Raw genomic sequence first — 16,104 nt, forward strand, 5'->3', positions numbered from 1 at the left:
CGACACAGGCCGCGATGCGGCCTGCTCCGGGGAGGGACGAAATGCGATCCAAGCACGTTGCAAAAAAGACACCGGTGTCCTTGCTGTCCGCAGCGATCGCCACAGCGCTGTTCGCGATGCCGGGCCTCGCCCTTGCGCAGCAAGCGGCCACTGCCGAACAGAACAAGCCCGAACCGAAGGATCTGGACAAGGTCACCGTGGTCGGGGGCAGTTATCGGGCCAGCCTGGAAAAGGCGCTCGAAGCCAAACGCGACAGCGCCGACCAGATCGACGTGGTCATGGCCGAGGACATCGGCAAGTTTCCCGATCTGAATCTCGCGGAATCGCTGCAACGCGTGCCCGGCATCACCATCGACCGCGACGCCGGCGAGGGACGCTCGATCAGCGTGCGTGGCCTTGGCGGCGATTTCTCGCGGGTGCGCATCAACGGCATGGAAGCGTTGTCCACGACCGGCGGTACCGACAGTTCCGGCGGTGCCAACCGCAGCCGCGGCTTCGACTTCAACGTGTTCGCCTCGGAACTCTTCAGCAGCCTGACCGTGCGCAAGACGCAGTCGGCGCAGGTCGATGAGGGCTCGCTCGGCGCGACCGTGGATCTGCGAGTGGCGCGTCCGTTCGACTACGACGGTTTCACCTCCACCATCGCCGTGCAGGCGGCGCACAACGACCTGTCCGGTGCGACCAAACCGCGCGTCTCCGGTCTGATCGCCAACACCTGGGCGGACGGTCGCGTGGGCGGCCTGCTGTCGGTGTCGTACAGCGAACGCAGCCTGTACGAGGAAGGCTTCAGCAGCGTGCGCTGGGGCGAAGGCGGCACCTCCGGCACGACCACGTTTTGCAGCCCGCTTGGCTATGATCCGCGCCTGCCCGGCAACAACAGTGGCCGCGGCTCCTCGGCGACGCATTGCCACAACTCCGGTGGCGTGGTGATCCCGCGCCCGGCGAACACGGCGGACAGCGTGGCGGCCTACGAGACCGCGCGCGACTCGTTCCACCCGCGCCTGCCGCGCTATGGCCGACTGAGCCACGAACAGACCCGCACCGGCATCACCGGCTCCCTGCAGTTCAAGCTGGCCGACGCCACCACGCTCAGCGTCGACGGCATGTACTCCAAGCTCGACGCGACCCGCGCCGAGAATTTCCTGCAAACCATTTCCTTCAGCCGCAACTCTTCGCAGGGCGGCAAGGCGCAGACCATCGTCCGCGAGGCCGAGGTCAACGAGCGCGGCGACCTGGTCTATGGCGTGTTCGACAACGTCGACGTGCGCTCGGAATCGCGCTTCGACGAGCTGAGCACCGAGTTCAAGCAGTTCAGCGCATTGCTGGAGCATCGCTTCAACGACCGCCTGAGCATGAGTGCGCTGGTCGGCACCTCGAAGTCGGTGTTCGACAATCCCGTGCAGACCACGGTGACCTTCGACATCCAGAACCTGCAGGGTTACAGCTGGGACTTCCGCGACAATCCCGACTTGCCCGACATCACCTACGGCACGTTGGATCCGGCCAATCCGGCGTCGTGGAACTGGATCAGCAATCCGGTCGCCAACAGCACCGGTTCGGAGATCCGCATCCGTCCGCAAGCGACCAGCAACCAGTTCGACAACGCCAAGGTCGATTTCGAGTTCCGCGGCAACCAGACGTTCACCTTCCACGGCGGACTGTCGTGGAAGCGCTTCGACATGAGTACCAGCGACTTCCGCCGCGCCAACGAACTGCTGATCCCGGCGTTGCCGGCCGGCACCTCGATCGCCGACATCAGCATGCTGCTGACCGGCTTCGGCAAGGGGCTTGGCTCCAGTTCGCCGTCGTCATGGCTGGTGCCGGATCTGGAGAAACTCGCATCGATGTTCGACATCTACTGCAACTGCAATACCGGCGTGCCGGGCGGCGACTTCAGCCTGACCAGCATCACCAACGGCAATGCGCGGGTGAACAACTTCGGCGTGCGCGAAGAAGACACCGGCGGCTACTTCCAGACCAACTTCGACATCGACCTGGCCGGTCGTCCGCTGCGCGGCAATGCCGGCATCCGCTATGCCAGGACCGAGATCGACACCGTCGGTTACTCCTCGGTCGGCGGCGGCACCGCGGTCAACTACAACCACAGCTACAACGACTGGCTGCCGTCGGTGAACCTGGCATGGGATGCCGCCGAGACGCTGGTGCTGCGCTTCGGTGCGGCCAAGGTGATGGCGCGGCCGCAACTGGGCGCGCTGAATCCCGGCTCCGGCATCACCTTCAATTCGACGGGCGGGACCAGCACCGCGCGCGTGGGCAATCCGTTCCTGGATCCGTTCCGTGCCACCACCGTGGACCTGAGCGCCGAGTGGTATTTCGCCAAGGATTCGCTGTTGTCGGTCGGTCTGTTCTACAAGGACATCGATACCTACATCCAGGAATTCCGCGCGACGATGACGTATGCGGAGACCGGCCTGCCGGTCGAATGGGTGCCGGCCGGCTTCGACCTGCAGAACGAGGTCGATCTGCGCCAGTGGATCAACACGCCGGGCGGTCCGTTGAAGGGCGTCGAAATCAACTACCAGCAGCCCTTCACCTTCCTGCCTGGCTTCTGGAAGGATTTCGGCCTGCAGTTGAACTACACCCACGTCGAATCGACGATCACCTACGGCAACTCGGACGTGGCCAATTCCGACGTCACCTTCGAGAACGACCTGGTCAACCTGTCGCCGGATTCGCACAACGCGACCGTGTACTACGACAACGGCACGTTCAGTGCGCGCGTGTCGACGGCCTATCGTTCCAACTACCTGCAGCGTGTGCCGGGCCAGAACGGCAACGACGTAGAAGGCAAGCGCGGAACCCGCAGCGTGGATGCCTCGATGTCGTACAAGCTCAACAAGCAGCTCAGCTTCAGCCTGGAAGGCATCAACCTGACCGATGCCTACAACCAGCAGTTCGTGGATTCGGTCCGCGACAGCACATCGGTCTACCACCACACCGGCCGCGAGTTCCTGCTGGGCCTGCGCTACAAGTTCTGATCCACAACCCCTGGGCCGTCGGACGTTCGCGTCCGGCGGCTTTTTGTGGTCCGCGATCAGAACGTCCCGCGCTGCACGAATGGCACGCGTTGATACAACGCGCGTTCGCCGCCGCGCGGGTCGTCCTGCATCGCCGGCGTCGCGCCGAACACCATCGTTTCGCGACGCGGCAGCGAATACGGCGACCACGTCGTGGTCGCACCGGTGCGCGGATCGCCGCTGCGGGCGAAGGCGAGTAGGGCATCACGCATTGATGTCGCCACGGCACGCGCTTCGTTGCTGATGCCGGTGCGCGAACCAGGCTGCGCGATGGTGTCGAACACCAGCGGGATGTCGAGTGTGTGGAACGCGCGGCATTGTTCGCCGCCCTCGACATCGCGCGGATACCAGTCGAGCTGATAGGCCCAGGTGTTGCCGCGACCATCGCGTGCGCGCACTTCGAGTTCTTCCACCGCGCCGCGCCAGGAACGGCCGGCAGTGGTAGCGGCGAAGAAGACCTCCGACGGCGTGTACTGCGGATACAGGCGACGGTATTCGGCGATGACATCGTTCGGGTCGAGGTCGACGAATTGCTGCGCGCGCAGTTTTGCCGGCAGCGTGTCCCATGTCAGCGCGAAATTCCCGGGATCGTTGCCGAGGAAGGCGCGGGTTTCGTCGCGGGTATTGCCGATCACCATCGGGATCGAGGCCGATTGCGATGGCGCATCCGGCCAGAACGGATGCCGCGGCAAGGCCTCGCCGGCGAGTACCGGGCCGAAGTACAGCGCGGTGTCTTCGACCCGCGAAGGATCGCGGGTGCGCAGCGCTTCAATCAATGTCGCTGCAGGGATGCGCAACAACGCATCGACATCGCGCGCGCCGAGCGCGTCCATCATCAGCTTCGCGCGTTGCGCGGCGGCACGCGGCCCGGCGGCGGTGACCTGCTGTCCGCTCATCGTCCATGCGCGATGGAACAACCCGCGCGCGGCCGGCATCGCCATCAGCGTGGCGATCTTGGCGCCGCCCCCGGACTGGCCGAACACGGTCACGTTGCCGGCATCGCCACCGAACTCCGCGGCGTGCTCGCGTACCCACTGCAAGGCTGCGATCAGATCCAGCTGGCCGACATTGCCGGACTCGGCGAAACGCTCATCCAACTCGCCGAGGTAGAGATAGCCGAATGCGTTGAGGCGATGGTTGACGGTGACCACCACCACGTCGCCATGCGTGCACAGCTGCCTGCCGTCGTACAGCGGATCGCTGCCGCTGCCGTTGTTGAAGCCGCCGCCATGGATGTAGAACAGGATCGGTCGCCGCTTGCCGTCGCGCAGGCCGGGCGTGGTGACATTGAGGAACAGGCAGTCCTCGCTGCCCGGCCCGTCGTTGCCGCCTTGCGGTGCGCTGCTGCCGAACGCGCTCGCATCGCGCGCGCCTCGCCATGGAGCTTCGCGTTGCGGAGGCTGGAAGCGATGCGTCGAGGTGTCCGCGCCGTAGCGGATGCCGCGGAACACGTGCAGGTCGCCGCTGCGCAGGCCGAGGATGCGGCCGCTGCGCGTGCGTGCGCTGCTGCGTTCGATGCCTGTCGCAGCGAAGCCAGGCGCGGAAGCGGCCAGCGCGAGTGCGAGCGACGCTTTCAGCAGGTGCCGGCGATCGCGATCCATCGCCGCCTCAGCGCAGCGGTTCACGGCGTGGAAGTGGTTTCAGCGGTTCCATCGTGTCCAGGTTCCAGTCCGCGGGCACGAACGCCTGCCGCGTCTCCGCGACCTTCGGATAGCCGCCCACTTCGGCTTCGCTGTCGATGTGCTTGCCGCGGCCTTCGATGGCGTTCTCGAGGATGCGCCGGTCGATGTCATCGCGATCCCACGGACGCGCGCCGGCGTTGGCCAGCACGCTGTCCTGCACGTCCTTGGCCGGCATCGGCTTGACTCCGAACGGCAGCGGCGGACGCGTCTTGAGCATGCGCCAGCCGGCGCTGTTGCTGCTGTAGCGGCCGGTCTGCGGCAAGGTCTCGCCATAGCGATCCACCGCCAGGTTGTCTTCCATGTACAGGTCCAGCCAGCCGGAGCCACCGAACTGGAAGAACGGCGTGCGCTCCGGCGTGTTCGGGCCGCCGCGCATCGAATTGCCGACCAGCACCAGTTGCCCGTCCTGATAGGGATGGCCGTCCCATTCGGCGGCGATCAGGTTGTAGTGCACCGCGCGCTGTCCCGGATTGTTGATCAGGTTGTTGACCACCCACCCCTGGGTGCCGCCCTTGAACATCGGATTGCGTTCGCGGTTCTGCGAGTAGAGGTTGCCGATGATCAGGATGTCGCGCGCGTTGTCGTGGATCAGCGAACCCTTCGAATGTTCGCCCTTTGCGTGCGTCGCGTAGCCGAGGCCTTCGGCGAGGATGTTGTTGCTGAAGGTGATCCGGTGCGAAGTGCCGGCGCGCCACTGTTCGGGCGTGTCGCCCTTGAAGCGGGTGCCGGAGGCCGACAGGTTCTCGTCGCTCGACCAGGTCAGCGAGCAGTGATCGACGATCACGTCGTGCGCGCCGACCGTGCTGATCGAGTCGAAGTCGGTGCCGGCCATCTTCGCTAGCCCGGCTTCGCCCGGCCGCACGCGCAGGTGCTGGATGATCACGTTGTGCGCGCTGAGGTCGATGCCGCCGCGGACCAGGGTGATGCCCGGCTGCGGCGCGGTCTGTCCGGCGATGGTCAGAAAAGGTTCCTTGATCTTCAGCGACTTGACCCCGAGGTCGATCACGCCGCCGACTTCGAACACCACGATCCGTGGGCCCTTGGCGTCGATCGCTTCGCGCAGCGAGCCGGGGCCTTCCGTGGCCAGGGTGGTGACCCGGATGATCCTGCCGCCGCGCCCGCCCGGCGTGTGCGCGGCCCAGCCCATCGCGCCGGGGAAGGCGAGTTGCGGCGGCGGGGCTTGCTGCGCGGCGAGCGGCGTGGCGCAGGCCAGCAGCAAGGCCAGGCCGAGCTGGCGGATGGTCGACGTGCGACCGGTGATGCGATGGGTCATGGCGTTCCCTCCCAGGAGACGTTGCCGATCATAGTGCAGTGCACATTGTCATTGACACCGGTTTCCTATACAACCTTTCCGCACATGCAGGAGGGGGTCGGGGCAGGGGATGGATCGGATCGTGGACATAGACAGTCGGGCAATCGCGCAGCAGCTGGTGGAGGCCCGCCGGCTGGCCAGCGCATTGCCGCAGTATCCGGGGACGATCCCCGCAAGCCTTGATGCAGGCTACGCTTGCCAGGATGCGGCGATCCCGATGTGGCCATCGTCGATCGCCGGCTGGAAGGTCGGCAAGATCCCGGACACGTGGGTCGACAGGTTGGGCGAGGATCGCCTGGTCGGGCCGATCTTCGAAAACCGCGTGCAGCGACCTCATGACCATCGGGGGACATTTCCCGTGATCACCGATGGCTTCGCCGCGATCGAGGCCGAATTCATCTTCGTGCTGGGCGCGGATGCGGCGGCCGGCAAGACCGATTGGACCTTTGACGAAGCCGCGGCGCTGGTCGACAGCCTGCGCGTGGGCGTGGAACTGGCAGGCAGTGCGCTGCCCGATATCAACCGTCTCGGTCCGCCGGTGGTGGTCTCCGATTACGGCAACAACGCCGGCCTGATCCTGGGCCCGGCCATCGCCGACTGGCAGCAACGTTCGATGGACGAGCTGCCCTGCGAAACCTTCATCGACGGGATGTCGGTCGGCAGCGGTCGCGCCAGTTCGATTCCCGGCGGTCCGCTGGCCGCGCTGGTATTCGCCCTGTCGCGCTGCGCGCGACGCGGACTGCCGCTGCGTGCGGGTCAATACGTGTCCACCGGCGCGGCCACCGGCATCCATGACATCGTGGCCGGGCAACAGTCGCGGGTGGAATTCCCGGGGCTGGCCTCGTTCCAGATCACCGCGATCGTCGCCCAACCGCAGGAGTGGCCATGAACACGCGTCGACAGTTCCTGACCGGCGCGGTCGCTGCTGCCGGCGCGGCCATGCTGCCGCGCACGTGGGCGGCGGATACCCGCCTGCTCACGGCCACCGACGTGCACGTCAAGGACTACCCGACGGTCGAGGCGGTGCGCTGGATCGGCGAGACCCTGGAACGCGAGACCGACGGCCGCCTGAAGCTGCGCCTGTACCACTCCGGCCAGCTCGGCCGCGAGTCAGAGGCGATCGACATGGCCCGCTTCGGTGCCATCGACATCACCCGCGTGTATTCGGGCGCACTCAACAACGCGTTCCCGCTGACCCGTGCGCTGTGCCTGCCGTACGTGTTCGATTCGGTCGCGCACATGCGTCGCGCGCTGGACGGCGGCCTGGCGGAGTCGGTGCTGGCCGGGTTCGCGTCACGCGATCTGGTCGGGCTGGCCGTGTACGACAGCGGTGCGCGCTGCTTCTACAACACCAAGCACCCGATCGTGATGCCGAAGGACCTGCATGGCCTGAAGCTGCGCGTGGCAAGTTCCGACATCTTCATCGAGCTGGTTCGCCTGCTCGGCGCGAATCCCACGCCGATGTCGCTGGGCGACACTTTCTCCGGCATGGAGACGCACATGATCGATGGTGCCGAGAACAACATGCGCAGCTTCCATTCCAGTCGCCACTTCGAGGCCGCGCAGTACTGGTCGCAGACCGAGCATTCCTACGCGCCGGACATCCTGCTGCTGTCGCGCCGCACCTTCGACGCGCTGTCGCCGGCCGACCGCCAGCTGGTGCGCGAGACCGCGCGCGCCTCGGTCGCGGTGATGCGTGCGAAGTGGGACGAGTCGGAAGGCAAGGCGCGCCAGGCCGTGCTCGATGCCGGCATCCGCAGCAACGAGGTCGACATGGCCGCGTTCCACGCCGCCGCGCGACCGCTGCGCGACCGCTACCTGCAACAGCCCGAGATCCAGGCCCTTTACCGTCGCATCCGCGACGCCGCCTGAGCAGCCCAGGAACCAACGGATGTCCGAACCCACGACCGCTCCGCCGTCCAGCGCCGTCCAGCGCGCCCTGGACAAGCTCGCCGGCCTGACCATCGGCATCGCCGCCACCGCCCTGCTCGGGCTGGTGGTGGTGCAGGGCTGGCAGGTCTTCGCCCGCTATGTGATCAACGATTCGCCCAGTTGGACCGAGCCGGTGACCCTGCTGTTGCTGGCCACCGCCACCAGCCTGGGCGCCGCTTGCGGCGTGCACACCAACCGCCATTTCGGCTTCTTCCTGCTGCATGACCACGTCAGGCCGGGCGCGCGCCTCGCCATCGACCTGATCGTGACCCTGGTCATCGTCGCCATCGGCGCGGTACTGGCCTACTGGGGCGCGGTGCTGCTGGTCGACGGACTTGGCATCAAGGCCGCCGGTGCCAACCTGCCGCAGAGCATCAATTACCTGCCGCTGTCGCTCGGTGGCGCGCTGATGGTGGTGTTCGCGCTCAACCGGCTGGTGCTGGCGTTCGGCCCACAGGGACCGGCCGTGCCCGAACCCGCGGCGCAGGAAGGAGACCTCTGATGGCGATCTCCCTGCTGTTCCTGGTGTTCGCCTTGCTGCTGATCATCGGCGTGCCGGTCGCGTACGCGCTGGCGGCCTCCGCACTCGTCACCCTGCTGTACCTCGACCTGCCGTCGGTGGTGCTGGTCCAGCAGATTTCCGCCGGCACCGGTTCGGCATCGCTGATCGCGATCCCGCTCTTCATCTTCGCCGGCGAGATCATGATGCGCGGCGGCATCTCCGAGCGCCTGATCGCGTTGGCGGCGTCGCTGGTGGGCCGCCTGCGCGGCGGGCTGGGGCAGGTCTCGATCCTGTCCTCGCTGTTCTTCGGCGGTGTGTCCGGTTCCGCGATTGCCGATGTCTCCGCGGTCGGCGGCACCATGATCCCGCAGATGGTCAAGCGCGGCTACGACCGCGACTTCGCGGTCAATGTCAGCGTGACCGCAGCGCTGGTCGCGTTGCTGGTGCCGCCGTCGCACAACCTCATCCTGTTCTCGGCCGCGGCCGGTGGCGGCCTGTCGATCGCCGACCTGTTCGCTGCCGGCATCGTCCCGGCGTTGCTGATGACCGTGGTGCTGATGGTCACCGGCTACGTGGTGGCGCGCCATCGCGGCTACGGCGTGGAGCCGTTCCCCGGCTGGCGTGCGGTGGCGGCACGGATGGTGTCGGCGCTGCCGGGCCTGGGCCTGGTGACGCTGATCTTCGTCGGCATCCGTGCCGGCATCTTCACCGCGGTGGAGTCGGCGGCGATCGCGGTGGTCTATGCGTTGCTGGTGACCAGCGTGCTGTACCGGCAGCTCGACGTGCGCGAGTTCCTGGCCACGGTGGTGCATGCCGCGCGCAGCACCGGCGTGATCCTGTTCGTGATCGCCACCGCGGCGGTGTTCGGCTGGCTGCTGGCCTACCTGCAGGTGCCGGCGGCGGCGGTCGAGTTCCTGCAATCGTTTGCCCACAGCAAGTCGATGGTCCTGCTGATGATCATCGTGATGCTGCTGTTGCTGGGCACCTTCATGGACCTGGCGCCGCTGATCCTGATCTGCACGCCGATCTTCCTGCCGGTGGCCAGGGCCTACGGCATCGACCCGATCCACTTCGGCCTGGTGCTGGTGCTGGCTGGCGGCATCGGCCTGGTGACGCCGCCGGTGGGCTCGGTGCTGTTCATCGGCACCGCGATCGGCAAGATCACGATTGCACAAAGCCTGCGCACGATCTGGCCGTTCTGGCTGGCCGGCGTGGTCGTGCTGCTGCTGGTCGCGTTCGTGCCCGAGTTGTCGATGTGGCTGCCGAAGGCACTCAAGGCGTGACCCTGCCTGCGGCGCTGCTGCATGCGGTGCTGGGTGTCGCGGTCATGCTGCCTGCGGTCGCGCAGGCGCAGGACGCGCCATCGCTGGCCGGTTTCGGCGACGCGATCCATCACTGGCGCAACGTGCATGGCGACAAGTACCCGCGGCATGCGCCGGATGAGGTCGCGAAGATCGCCGACACCCTCCTGCTGTACCAGCGCGTGGACGGTGGCTGGAAGGAGAACGAGGATCCGGCACGCATCCTCGACGCCGACACCCATGCGCGCTTCGCCGAAGAGGCGAAGAAGACCGGCGGCAGTTTCGACAACCGCAACATCTACACGCAGCTGGATTACCTGGCCACGGCGTGGGCGATCACCGGCAATGCGCGTTATCGCGATGGCAGCCTGCGCGGCCTGCAATTCACCCTGGCGCAGCAGATCGCGAGCTGCGGCGGCTGGCCGCACACGGTGCCGGCACGCGAGTCCTACTATCCGCATATCACCATTGCCGACGATGTCACCGCCGGCGTGCTCGGCACCTTGCGCAAGGTGCTCGATGAGCGCGCGCGCTACGCCTTCGTCGACGCCGCCACGCTGGCCCGCGTGCGCGATGCGGTCACGCGCGGCGACGACTGCCTGCTGCGCCTGCAGGTGCGCCAGGGCGATCGCCTCGCCGGCTGGGTCGGTCAGTACGACGCCACCACGTTGCAGCCCGCGCAGGGCCGCAAATTCGAGCTGCCATCGATCACCGGGCAGGAAACTGTCGGCGTGGTGCGCTACCTGATGTCGATTCCGTCACCGTCGCCAGAGGTGATCGCGGCGGTGGATGGCGCGGTCGACTGGCTGCGCCGGGTCGAGCTGAAAGGATGGCGCATCGAGACCTTCGACGCCCCGCCGGAGCAGTTCCGCTATCACGGCACCGACAAGGACCGCAGGCTGGTTGCCGACCCGAACGCCAGCACGTGGGCGCGCTTCCACGACCTGGCCGACAACAGCGCCGTGCTCGCAGACCGCGAAGGCCGCAGGCTGGCGCGCTATGAAGATGTCACCCGCGAGCGCCGCACCGGCTACGAGTGGTACGGCAGCTGGCCACGCGCACTGCTGAAGACCGAATATCCGCGCTGGCGCGCCGCGCTTGGCGGCGGTCGCTAGAATCGAACCATTCCACCGCTTTCCGAAGAGTCCGCCCCGTCCATGACCGTCCGCAGGAAATCCGCCGGTTCCGATGCCGCTGCATCGGGCAAGGCCTCCACGATCAACGACATCGCCCGCTTGTCGGGAGTGTCGAAGAAGACCGTGTCGCGGATCATCAACGACTCGCCGCTGGTGCGGAAGGACACCCGCGACCGCGTGGAAGCGGTGATGCGCGAGGTCGGTTATTCGCCGGATCCGATGGCGCGCGGGCTGGCGTTCCGCAAGTCGTTCCTGATCGGCATGGTCTACGACAACCCGACCGCGCAGTACATCGTCAACATGCAGTACGGCGCGCTGGACGCGTTGCGCGATTCCGGCTTCGAGCTGGTCGTGCATCCCTGCGACAGCCGCAGCCCCGGCTACATCGACGGCGTGCGCCGTTTCGCCCAGCAGCAGAAACTGCACGGGGTGATGCTGGTGCCGCGTGCGTCGGAAGACCAGGCGCTGGCCGACATGCTGGCCGACATCGATTGCCGCTACACGCGCATCGCCTCCGTGGCGATGGATGAGCCGTCGCGAATGGTGGTCACCCACGACCGCAACGGCGCGGCCGAAGTCGCCGATTACCTGCTCGGCCTGGGCCACACCGACATCGCCCTTATCACCGGCCCGCAGGCGTATCGCTCGGCGATCGAGCGCACCCAGGGCTTCATCGAGGCGATGGCCAGCAAGGGCGTGCAGGTGCCGAAGGCGCGCGTGGTCGAAGCCGGCTACACCTTCGAGTCCGGCGTCGCCGCGGCGGAGAAGCTGCTGTTCGGCAAACAGCGCCCGACCGCGATCTTCTGCGGCAACGACGAAATGGCCGCAGGCGTGTACAAGGTCGCGATGCGCGCCGGCATCGCCATCCCGCGCCAGCTCTCGGTGATCGGTTTCGATGACAGTCCGTTGGCCTCGCGGTTGTGGCCCTCGCTGACCTCGGTGCGCCGCCACACCCGCGACACCGGCCGCATCGCCGCGGCGATGCTGATCCAGCCGGAAGCGGCGGTGGCGCTGTCCGCGGCCAGCATCCGCCCGCACCTGATCATCCGCGACTCCGCCCAGCCGCCCGAATGACCCCCGTGGATCGCGTTCGACGGCTTTTGTCGCGCCGCAAAATGACACCGGTGTCCAGGACTCGCTAGAATCCGCCAAACCCCTCACGTCCGATGCCCGATCACGGGCACCACGAAGCACCGCCGGAGCACCCTGCATGTTCAGCAAGACCTACCACGCCACCCATCCGGACATGATGTCCGGCGCCAGCAACGACCAGCTCCGCGACCGCTACCTGGTCGGCGAGATGTTCGTCGCCGACGACATCCGGTTGAGCTACTCGCACAACGAACGCTTCGTGATCGGCGGCGCGGCCCCGGTGAGCAAGTCGGTCGAATTGCCGAAGCAGACCGAGCCGGCTTCGGCGGCCGGCCATCCGTTCCTGGAGCGTCGTGAGCTGGGCGTGATCAACGTCGGCGGCGGCACCGGCACGGTCACCGTCGATGGCAGCAGCTTCGAGCTGGGCCCGAAGGATGGCCTGTACATCGCGATGGGCAGCAACGACGTCTCGTTCGCGTCGGCCGATGCGGCCAACCCGGCGAAGTTCTACCTGGCCTCGACCCCGGCGCATGCGCGCTTCGAGACCAAACAGCTGTCGATCAAGAACGCCGTATCGCTGGAGCGCGGCGCGCTGGAGACCAGCAACGAGCGGACCATCTACCAGTTCATCGTGCCGGCGACCTGCCAGTCCTCGCAGTTGCTGCTGGGCCTGACCGTGCTCAAGACCGGCAGCGTGTGGAACACCATGCCGCCGCACCTGCACGACCGTCGCAGCGAGATCTATTTCTACTTCGACCTCGCCGCCAACGATCGCGTCTACCACTTCATGGGCGAGCCGGACGCGCAGCGCCACATCGTGGTGCAGAACGACGAAGCGGTGATCTCGCCGCCGTGGTCGATCCACATGGGTTCGGGCACCAGCAACTACGCCTTCATCTGGGCAATGGGCGGCGAGAACCTGGACTACACCGACATGCACGTGCTGGACATCTGCCAGCTCAAGTAAGCACCACGCATCGCCGTGCCCGCGTGCGGGCCGGTGCCAACACAAGGGGAAGGGCTCGTCATGGCAAATCCGTTCAGTCTCGAAGGCAAGGTCGCGCTGGTGACCGGCGCCAATACCGGCCTCGGCCAGGGCATCGCATTGGCGCTGGCGGAAGCGGGCGCGGACATCGCCGGCGCCGGCATCGTCCCCGCCGATGAAACCGCCGAGAAAGTGCGCTCGATCGGCCGTCGCTTCGTCAACATCGATGCCAACCTGATGAGCATCGAGCCGGTCACGCGCATCGTCGAGGAAACCCTCGCCGGCCTTGGCGGCTTCGACATCCTGGTCAACAACGCCGGCCTGATCCGCCGCGCCGACGCAGTCGATTTCACCGAGAAGGACTGGGACGACGTGATGAACGTCAACATCAAGTCCGCGTTCTTCATGTCGCAGGCGGCGGGCAAGCACTTCATCGCCCAGGGCCGCGGCAAGGTCATCAACATCGCCTCGATGCTGTCGTTCCAGGGCGGCGTCCGCGTGCCGTCGTACACCGCGTCCAAGAGCGGCATTGCCGGCATCACCCGCCTGCTCGCCAACGAGTGGGGCAACAAGGGCGTGAACATCAACGCCATTGCGCCGGGCTACATGGCCACCGACAACACCGCGCAGCTGCGCGCCGACGAGGACCGCAACAAGGCGATCCTCGACCGCATCCCGGCGGGTCGCTGGGGCATCCCGGCCGACCTCGGCGGCACCGCGGTATTCCTGGCCTCCAGCGCGTCCGATTACGTCAACGGCGCGGTGATCCCGGTCGACGGCGGCTGGCTGGCGCGCTGAGGCACACGCATACGGGACAGGCGGGGCGAAATGGGCTCCCTCTCCAGGACATCACCCCTGTCTGTCCCGCTCTCTTCCGCTTCGGCGAGGTGCATATGCGCATCCTGTTGCTGATCCTTGCCGTATTGCTCGCGATGTCGAGTGCGACGGCCGAAGCGCAATCGCCGAAGCGCGTCTTCATCGTCGGCGACTCCACCGCCAGCGAGTACGGCTCCGAGCGCGCACCGCGCCAGGGCTGGGGCATGCAACTCCAGTCCTTCCTCGATCCCGCGGCGTGGCAGGTAAAGAACCACGCGCAGTCCGGGCGCAGTTCGCGCAGCTTCATCGATGAAGGCTGGCTGAAGCCGGTGGAGGCATCGCTGACGCGTGGCAACGTGCTGCTGATCCAGTTCGGCCACAACGACGAGAAGGCCGAAGACCCGACCCGCTACAACGAACCCGCGCAGGCGTTCCCGCAGTGGCTGATGCGCTACGTCGCGCTGGCGCGCGAGAAGGGCGCCACGCCGATCCTCATTACCCCGCTGGCGCGACGCAAGTTCGAGCGCGGCAGCAAGATCGACCAGTTGCTGGACACGCACGGTGCGTACTCGATCGCGGTGCGCGAATTGGCGAAGCGCGAGCAGGTCGGATTGATCGATCTCGATGCCGCAAGCACTGCATGGTTACGCGCGCTCGGCGACGACGCATCGAAGCCGTTTTACATGCACGTGCCCGAGCAGAAGCTCGCCGACGACACCCACCTGCAGGCACGCGGCGCGACCGCTGTGGCATGCCTTGTCGTAGGCGCCTGGAAGACGCTGGATCCGGCGCTTGCGAAAACCGTGGTGCGCGATACCGACTGCGGCGCACGCGACACCGCATTGGCGGATCGCGCCGCGCAGGCGCATCCCTCGCAAGTCGTGCACGAAGCCGACATCGCCCGCCAGCAGCCCGGCCCGCACGGCGGTGCCGGCACCACCACCGCGTATCCGTTCTTCGCCGATGCGCCCGGCCTGAGCTTCTTCTTCCGCAAGCGCGTGCTGCACAAGGGTGCCGGCATCGGCATGCACCAGCACGACAAGGACGAGGTCTATTACGTCGTCAGCGGCAAGGGCCGCTACATCATGGACGGCACGATCCGCGACGTCGGCCCGGGCGACGCCATGCTCACCCGCACCGGCAGCACCCATTCGCTGATGCAGGCCGGCGAGGACGATCTGGTGATCCTGCTCGCGTATCCGAAGGCCGCGAACTAGCGGCTCACCGTGTCGCGGCGTCGAGCGCCGCTTTCTCCTTCGCCGCCGCGTGTTCCGTATTCGCCACAGCCGCACGCGCTGCATCCTTGTACGCATCCGCGGCCTGCACGACCGCAGCGGCCTGCGGCTCGGGACGACGCTCCTCTTCCGGCGGCTTCGGCGGCGAACATGCCGCAACCAACAAGCAGGCAATCGACAGGATCATGCGCATGGTGATCTCCGAAGCGGGCGAGCCGTGGCCTATCCTACGCCCGACCCTACGCATCGGAGCCCGCGCATGTCTTCACCACGCTGGACCCTGGATGGACAACGCGCGCTGGTGACCGGTGCCAGCGCCGGCATCGGCCTGGCGATCTGCCGCGAATTGCTGGGCCTGGGCGCGCAGGTGCTGATGGTCGCGCGCGACGCCGCCGCGCTGGAGCAGGCGCGCGCCGAACTTGAAGACGAATTCCCCGGTCCCGAGGACGCGGTGCTGGCGCTGCCTGCCGATGTCACCGACGAAGAACAGCGCAACGAGATCCTCGATTGGGCGACGGACCTGGGCGGCCTGCACCTGCTGGTCAACAACGCCGGCGGCAACATCACCCGCCCGGTGCTCGACTACGGTGAAGACCAGTGGCGCGGCATCTTCGAGGTCAATCTGTTTTCCGCGTTCGAACTCTGCCGCGGCGCGTACCCGTTGCTGGCGAAACACGCGTCATCGGCCATCGTCAACGTGGGCAGCGTATCCGGCATCACCCACGTGCGCAGCGGTGCGCCCTACGGCATGAGCAAGGCCGCGCTGCAGCAGATGACCCGCAACCTCGCGGTGGAATGGGCGGAGGACGGCGTGCGCGTGAACTCGGTGGCCCCGTGGTACATCCGCACCCGCCGCACCAGCACCAAGCTGGCCGATCCCGACTACCTCGATGAAGTCCTCCTGCGCACCCCGCTGGGCCGCATCGGCGAACCCGAGGAAGTGGCGGCCGTGGTGGCATTCCTGTGCATGCCGGCGTCCAGCTACATCACCGGTGAGTGCATCGCGGTGGATGGCGGGTTCTTGCGTTACGGGTTCTGACGCGCGTCGGGCCTGACAACAGCTCAAGGCTTGA

At 66.8% G+C, this 16,104-nt stretch carries 14 protein-coding genes; 11 read left to right on the forward strand and 3 right to left on the reverse strand.

Translation table 11 applies throughout. From position 1 onward, the window contains the following. The first annotated feature begins 41 nt into the window (after nt 1–41). Entirely contained in the window at nt 42–2,999 is a 2,958-nt protein-coding gene (locus tag H9L16_RS06070; RefSeq protein WP_187553645.1) for a TonB-dependent receptor, read from the forward strand. 56 nt (nt 3,000–3,055) lie between these two features. On the opposite strand, the gene H9L16_RS06075 is transcribed toward H9L16_RS06070, so the two are convergent. Both H9L16_RS06075 and H9L16_RS06080 read right to left on the reverse strand, forming a co-directional pair. Continuing rightward, nucleotides 3,056–4,639, reverse strand: a complete 1,584-nt coding sequence (locus tag H9L16_RS06075) for a carboxylesterase/lipase family protein (protein WP_187553646.1) — start codon at nt 4,637–4,639, stop codon at nt 3,056–3,058. A gap of 7 nt (nt 4,640–4,646) precedes the next feature. Next, nucleotides 4,647–5,993 (reverse strand): pectate lyase family protein, encoded by a 1,347-nt coding sequence (locus H9L16_RS06080; protein WP_187553647.1) that lies wholly within the window; start codon nt 5,991–5,993, stop codon nt 4,647–4,649. A gap of 121 nt (nt 5,994–6,114) precedes the next feature. Between H9L16_RS06080 and H9L16_RS06085 the strand changes: the two genes are divergently transcribed. The 9 genes from H9L16_RS06085 (at nt 6,115) to H9L16_RS06125 (ending at nt 15,013) form a co-directional block, all read left to right on the forward strand. Continuing rightward, the gene (locus H9L16_RS06085; protein WP_229796647.1) at nt 6,115–6,921 is read left to right on the forward strand and encodes a 2-keto-4-pentenoate hydratase; all 807 of its coding nucleotides are present in this window, start codon (nt 6,115–6,117) and stop codon (nt 6,919–6,921) included. Then, the gene (locus tag H9L16_RS06090) at nt 6,918–7,904 is read left to right on the forward strand and encodes a TRAP transporter substrate-binding protein (RefSeq protein ID WP_187553649.1); all 987 of its coding nucleotides are present in this window, start codon (nt 6,918–6,920) and stop codon (nt 7,902–7,904) included. Before H9L16_RS06085 ends, H9L16_RS06090 begins: the two co-directional genes overlap by 4 nt. 19 nt (nt 7,905–7,923) lie before the next feature. After that, a complete protein-coding gene (locus tag H9L16_RS06095) occupies nt 7,924–8,466 on the forward strand; it encodes a TRAP transporter small permease (protein ID WP_187553650.1) in 543 nt (180 codons plus the stop codon). Further along, nucleotides 8,466–9,749, forward strand: a complete 1,284-nt coding sequence (locus H9L16_RS06100; protein WP_187553651.1) for a TRAP transporter large permease — start codon at nt 8,466–8,468, stop codon at nt 9,747–9,749. Before H9L16_RS06095 ends, H9L16_RS06100 begins: the two co-directional genes overlap by 1 nt. After that, entirely contained in the window at nt 9,746–10,882 is a 1,137-nt protein-coding gene (gene pelA / locus H9L16_RS06105; protein ID WP_229796646.1) for a pectate lyase, read from the forward strand. Before H9L16_RS06100 ends, pelA begins: the two co-directional genes overlap by 4 nt. Nucleotides 10,883–10,924: 42 nt before the next feature. Further along, nucleotides 10,925–11,977, forward strand: a complete 1,053-nt coding sequence (locus tag H9L16_RS06110; RefSeq protein ID WP_187553652.1) for a LacI family DNA-binding transcriptional regulator — start codon at nt 10,925–10,927, stop codon at nt 11,975–11,977. A 136-nt stretch (nt 11,978–12,113) separates the two neighbouring features. Further along, a complete protein-coding gene (gene kduI / locus H9L16_RS06115; RefSeq protein WP_187553653.1) occupies nt 12,114–12,962 on the forward strand; it encodes a 5-dehydro-4-deoxy-D-glucuronate isomerase in 849 nt (282 codons plus the stop codon). Nucleotides 12,963–13,022: 60 nt separating this feature from the next. Continuing rightward, entirely contained in the window at nt 13,023–13,778 is a 756-nt protein-coding gene (kduD, locus tag H9L16_RS06120) for a 2-dehydro-3-deoxy-D-gluconate 5-dehydrogenase KduD (protein ID WP_187553654.1), read from the forward strand. A 95-nt stretch (nt 13,779–13,873) separates the two neighbouring features. Beyond that, nucleotides 13,874–15,013 carry a GDSL-type esterase/lipase family protein gene (locus H9L16_RS06125; RefSeq protein WP_187553655.1) on the forward strand — a complete coding sequence of 380 codons (1,140 nt, stop codon included), beginning with the start codon at nt 13,874–13,876 and terminating at the stop codon, nt 15,011–15,013. A 4-nt stretch (nt 15,014–15,017) separates the two neighbouring features. On the opposite strand, the gene H9L16_RS06130 is transcribed toward H9L16_RS06125, so the two are convergent. Further along, nucleotides 15,018–15,224 carry a hypothetical protein gene (locus tag H9L16_RS06130; protein ID WP_229796645.1) on the reverse strand — a complete coding sequence of 69 codons (207 nt, stop codon included), beginning with the start codon at nt 15,222–15,224 and terminating at the stop codon, nt 15,018–15,020. Nucleotides 15,225–15,290: 66 nt separating this feature from the next. Between H9L16_RS06130 and H9L16_RS06135 the strand changes: the two genes are divergently transcribed. Beyond that, on the forward strand, nt 15,291–16,070 hold the full coding sequence (locus H9L16_RS06135) for an SDR family oxidoreductase (protein WP_187553657.1): 780 nt from the start codon (nt 15,291–15,293) through the stop codon (nt 16,068–16,070). The last annotated feature ends 34 nt before the right edge of the window (nt 16,071–16,104 follow it).

It is taken from the genome of Thermomonas carbonis (assembly GCF_014396975.1).
Classification (GTDB): domain Bacteria; phylum Pseudomonadota; class Gammaproteobacteria; order Xanthomonadales; family Xanthomonadaceae; genus Thermomonas; species Thermomonas carbonis.

Bases quoted from the DNA above. Each gene is read 5' to 3' on its own strand.
- H9L16_RS06070 (WP_187553645.1), top strand. From the start codon at position 42: ATGCGATCCAAGCACGTTGCAAAAAAGACACCGGTGTCCTTGCTGTCC.
- H9L16_RS06075 (WP_187553646.1), bottom strand. From the start codon at position 4,639: ATGGATCGCGATCGCCGGCACCTGCTGAAAGCGTCGCTCGCACTCGCG.
- H9L16_RS06080 (WP_187553647.1), bottom strand. From the start codon at position 5,993: ATGACCCATCGCATCACCGGTCGCACGTCGACCATCCGCCAGCTCGGC.
- H9L16_RS06090 (WP_187553649.1), top strand. From the start codon at position 6,918: ATGAACACGCGTCGACAGTTCCTGACCGGCGCGGTCGCTGCTGCCGGC.
- H9L16_RS06095 (WP_187553650.1), top strand. From the start codon at position 7,924: ATGTCCGAACCCACGACCGCTCCGCCGTCCAGCGCCGTCCAGCGCGCC.
- H9L16_RS06100 (WP_187553651.1), top strand. From the start codon at position 8,466: ATGGCGATCTCCCTGCTGTTCCTGGTGTTCGCCTTGCTGCTGATCATC.
- H9L16_RS06110 (WP_187553652.1), top strand. From the start codon at position 10,925: ATGACCGTCCGCAGGAAATCCGCCGGTTCCGATGCCGCTGCATCGGGC.
- kduI (WP_187553653.1), top strand. From the start codon at position 12,114: ATGTTCAGCAAGACCTACCACGCCACCCATCCGGACATGATGTCCGGC.
- kduD (WP_187553654.1), top strand. From the start codon at position 13,023: ATGGCAAATCCGTTCAGTCTCGAAGGCAAGGTCGCGCTGGTGACCGGC.
- H9L16_RS06125 (WP_187553655.1), top strand. From the start codon at position 13,874: ATGCGCATCCTGTTGCTGATCCTTGCCGTATTGCTCGCGATGTCGAGT.
- H9L16_RS06130 (WP_229796645.1), bottom strand. From the start codon at position 15,224: ATGCGCATGATCCTGTCGATTGCCTGCTTGTTGGTTGCGGCATGTTCG.
- H9L16_RS06135 (WP_187553657.1), top strand. From the start codon at position 15,291: ATGTCTTCACCACGCTGGACCCTGGATGGACAACGCGCGCTGGTGACC.